Raw genomic sequence first — 4,057 nt, forward strand, 5'->3', positions numbered from 1 at the left:
CAGCTAAGATGATCGGGCGTGATCGCAAGCAGCACGTAGATGTCGGGATGCGCGTGCTTGGTGTAGTGCAGCGTAAACGAGCTCGTCTCCAGCACCCAAATTTTGGCGCTTTTGTTTAGCTTTGCAAGCGGGACGCCCACGTTGCCGCCCATTTGAGAGCCGTATCGCTCGAGCAGGTGCTGCATCATCTTCGTCGTCGTCGTCTTGCCGTTCGTGCCGCTGATCCAAATTTTAAGGCCTTTGTAATCGTCAAAATAATCGTATTCGCTGATTAAATTCCGTGCTTTTTGCACCAGCTCGTGATGCGGCGGAAAGCCAGGGCTTGGGATTTCAAGCTCGCTTGCGGCGGGATCAAACTCGCTTGGGTTTAAAAGCGCATTGCCGAACTCGTCCAGCTTCGGCGCGCCCGAAGAAATTTCAAATTTATCATCAAAGATATCCCAGCAGCCGTCTTTTTGACAGTGCTCGGCGATCGCTTTGGTCGTAAGCCCGTAGCCGAATAGTGATTTTTTCATTTTTCTCCCCCTTCGCCCCATAAAATTTGAGTTATCTCATCGGCGCCAAGTTCGCTCATTTCGCCGTTCCTCTCGCATCTTTCAAAAAACTGCGCTTGACCTGCGCTCGCATTTTATCTCAATTTCAGCGACGTCAGCGCTATGATATTTGCGATCAGCGCGATGATCCAAAAGCGGATGATGATTTTATTCTCGACCCAGCCTTTAAGCTCGAAATGGTGGTGTATCGGCGCCATCAGGAAAATTCTGCGTTTGAAAATTTTAAAGCTGCCCACCTGCAAGATCACGCTGAGCGTTTCGATGACGAAGACGAAGCCGATCATTATGAGTAAAATTTCATTTTTCGTGATGACCGCACAGTATCCTAAAAACGCGCCTACGCTGAGGCTGCCGCTGTCGCCCATAAAGACTTCGGCGGGGTAGCAGTTAAACCACAAAAACCCAAGCAGCGCGCCGATGAGTGCCGAGACGATGATGCAGACCTCGCCCGCACCCGCGACACGCGGCAGCAAGAGATACTGCGAGTAGATCGCATGCCCGCAAAGATAGGCGAATACGCCCAAAGTGCAGAGCGAAAACACCGACGGAATGGTTGCTAATCCGTCCAGGCCGTCGGTTAAATTTACCGCGTTTGAGCTAGCGCTTATCACGATTGTCCAAAACAGCGGCGCGAAGATCCATAAATTTAGCAGAGGGTATTTGAAAAACGGCACGAAAAATTCTCCGCCCAGATCGCTGAAGGCATAAAGCGTAGCTCCGATCAGAAACGCCAAGAAATTTTGCAGCGCAAATTTAGCCCGCGCGCTAAGGCCCGCATGGTTTTGGCGGCCTAAAATTTTAGAGATATCATCCTTAAAGCCAATGTATCCAAAGCCCACCAAACAAAGCAATCCGCAGAGCACGAAGACGTTATTTAGCTTGGCGCACAGCAGGCTTGCGAGCACCGCGGCGGTAACGAAAACGAGCCCGCCCATCGTGGGGGTTTTGCTCTTTTTCTGATGGTTTTGCGGTGCGAGCTCGTAGATGGGCTGCGCGGCGTGTCTATTTTGCGCCCAGCGGATAAACCGCGGCATAGCCCAGACCGAAAAACAAAAAGCGATAAAAAACGCGATTCCTGCGCGCGCGGTGATGTATTGGAAAAAATTTATATTCGTAAGATGATAGAGATAATAAAACAAAGTTTGCCTTTTAAATTTTATGAAATTTTATATGAAAACGCGCATTTTAGTATAAAAGAGGTAAAATTTAGCTTTTAGGGCGGATGAAATTTTGCCGCATTTGCCAAAAGAAAGTATAATGCCGCTCGTAAAAACAGCGCCGCAGACCTGCTTCAAAAGGCCTGTGCGGCGAAATTTAGACGAAATTTAGGAGCCAAAATGGGGCAAAAGACGATTTTACTCATCACCGACGGCATCGGCTTTAACGCGAGCGATAAATTTAACGCGTTTGCAAACGCAAAAAAGCCCGCCTATGATTATCTTTTTAAAAACGTGCCCAATACGCTGCTGCACACCTCCGGGCTTGCCGTGGGCTTGCCGCAAGGGCAGATGGGAAACAGCGAAGTAGGGCATATGACGATCGGAAGCGGCAGAATTCTGTATCAAAACCTAGTCAAAATCGATCGCGCGATCGATGAGGGCTCGCTTGAGAAAAACGAAGCGCTGCAAAGCCTGCTTTCAAAGTGCCGCAGGCTGCACGTCATAGGGCTTTACAGCGACGGCGGCGTACATTCGCATCTGCGCCATTTCGACGCGATCTGCGAGATAGCTCAGAATGCTGGTTGCGAGACCTGGGCGCACGCTATCACCGACGGGCGCGACGTTTCGCCGAGTAGCGGGGCGGAATTTTTAAAGCGTCTACAGGCTAAATTTAAAGTTGCTAGCGTGTGCGGGCGCTTTTACGCGATGGATCGCGACAAGCGCTTTGATCGCGTAAAGCGCGCTTACGACGTGCTTATGGGCGAAGCGGCGCCGCTTGAAATTTCGCCTAGCGAGTATGTGCTGCAAAGCTACAAGCGCGGCGTGAGCGACGAGTTTATCGAGCCTGCGAGCTTTAACGGCTTTAGCGGTATCGGCGCGGATGACGGAGTGATTTTTATAAATTTTAGAAACGATCGCGCTAGGGAGCTTTGCGCGGCTTTGGGCGATGAGAGCTTTAGCGAATTCAAGCGGAAGTTCGTCGTGCAAAATTTAATCACGATGAGCGAATACGACGCGAGCTTTAAATTTCCTCTGCTTTTTGAGAAGCCTGTGCTTAAAAACACGCTCTGCGAAGTGATCGCAGACGCCGGTCTTACGCAGCTTCACACCGCCGAGACCGAAAAATACGCCCACGTGACGTTTTTCTTTAACGGCGGCGTCGAGGAGCCGCTGCCGAACGAAACTCGCGTGCTGATCCCGAGCCCGAAAGTAAAAACCTACGACGAGCAGCCGCAGATGAGCGCACCCGCGGTGTGCGATGCGGTGATCCGCGGCATCGAAGCGGGGATCGATTTCATCGTCGTAAATTTCGCAAACGGCGATATGGTCGGCCATACGGGCAACTACAATGCCGCGATAAAGGCGGTCGAAGCGGTGGATGAGTGCATCGGTAAAATTTTAAGCGCGGCGAAGGCGCACGATTACGCCTACGTGCAGATTAGCGATCACGGCAACTGCGAGGCGATGCGAGACGCTGACGGCGAAATTTTAACCAACCACACGACCTTTGACGTATTTTGCTTCGTGCTGGGACGCGGCGTGCATGAACTAAAAAGCGGACTTGGGCTTAGTAACGTTGCAGCTACCGTGCTAAAGCTAATGGGGCTACCGAAGCCCGCGGAGATGGACGAGGCGCTATTTTGAAATTTAAACGGCGCAGGTCGCGAGTAGATTTAAACTGCTAAAATTTAGGTAAATTTGGATAAATTTACGCTAGAGATTAAAATTTTAACAAAAGGACAAGTATGAAATTTAGCGGGAAAAATGTTTTAATCACGGGCGCAAGCCGCGGTATCGGCGCGCAGATTGCAAGGACTTTAGCGGGCTACGGGCTTAAGGTATGGATCAATTATCGCTCAAAGCCCGAGATAGCCGACGCGCTGCTAGAGGAGATCCGCGCAAACGGCGGAGAGGGCGCCGTGATAAAATTTGACGCGACGAACGAGGCGGAATTTAGCGAGGCGATTGCCCTGATCGCGCAAAGCGACGGCGAACTAAGCTATCTCGTAAATAACGCGGGCGTCACGAACGACAAGCTCGCGCTTAGGATGAAGCTGGAAGACTTCATGGGCGTGATCGAAGCAAATTTAAGCAGCGCCTTCATCGGCTGCCGCGAAGCTTTAAAATTAATGAGCAAAAAGCGCTTCGGCGCGGTCGTAAACATCGCCTCGATCGTCGGCGAAATGGGAAACGCCGGGCAGGTCAATTACAGCGCGAGCAAGGGCGGAATGATCGCGATGAGTAAGAGCTTTGCAAAAGAGGGCGCGGCGCGCGGCATCCGCTTCAACTGCATAACTCCGGGCTTCATCGCTACGGATATGACGGATGCGCTAAGCTACGACG

The 4,057-nt window shown here is 51.3% G+C and carries 4 protein-coding genes; 2 read left to right on the forward strand and 2 right to left on the reverse strand.

Features of this window, described 5'->3' with window-relative positions:
- On the reverse strand, window positions 1–515 hold a 515-nt coding region (locus Q0236_RS03910; RefSeq protein ID WP_297915325.1), incomplete at its 3' end, for a Mur ligase family protein.
- Window positions 516–628: 113 nt separating this feature from the next.
- Window positions 629–1,693: a phospho-N-acetylmuramoyl-pentapeptide-transferase gene (mraY, locus tag Q0236_RS03915; RefSeq protein WP_297915327.1), complete on the reverse strand. Its 1,065-nt coding sequence runs from the start codon at window positions 1,691–1,693 to the stop codon at window positions 629–631.
- A 198-nt stretch (window positions 1,694–1,891) separates the two neighbouring features.
- Between mraY and gpmI the strand changes: the two genes are divergently transcribed.
- Both gpmI and fabG read left to right on the forward strand, forming a co-directional pair.
- Window positions 1,892–3,358, forward strand: coding sequence for a 2,3-bisphosphoglycerate-independent phosphoglycerate mutase (gene gpmI, locus Q0236_RS03920; protein ID WP_297915329.1), 1,467 nt, complete (start codon window positions 1,892–1,894; stop codon window positions 3,356–3,358).
- Window positions 3,359–3,459: 101 nt separating this feature from the next.
- On the forward strand, window positions 3,460–4,057 hold a 598-nt coding region (gene fabG / locus Q0236_RS03925), incomplete at its 3' end, for a 3-oxoacyl-ACP reductase FabG (RefSeq protein ID WP_297915331.1).

Origin of the sequence: uncultured Campylobacter sp. (assembly GCF_938031315.1) — a bacterium.
Classification (GTDB): Bacteria; Campylobacterota; Campylobacteria; order Campylobacterales; family Campylobacteraceae; genus Campylobacter_B.

Coding starts and splice junctions, on each gene's coding strand:
- gpmI (WP_297915329.1), top strand. CDS start 1,892: ATGGGGCAAAAGACGATTTTACTCATCACCGACGGCATCGGCTTTAAC.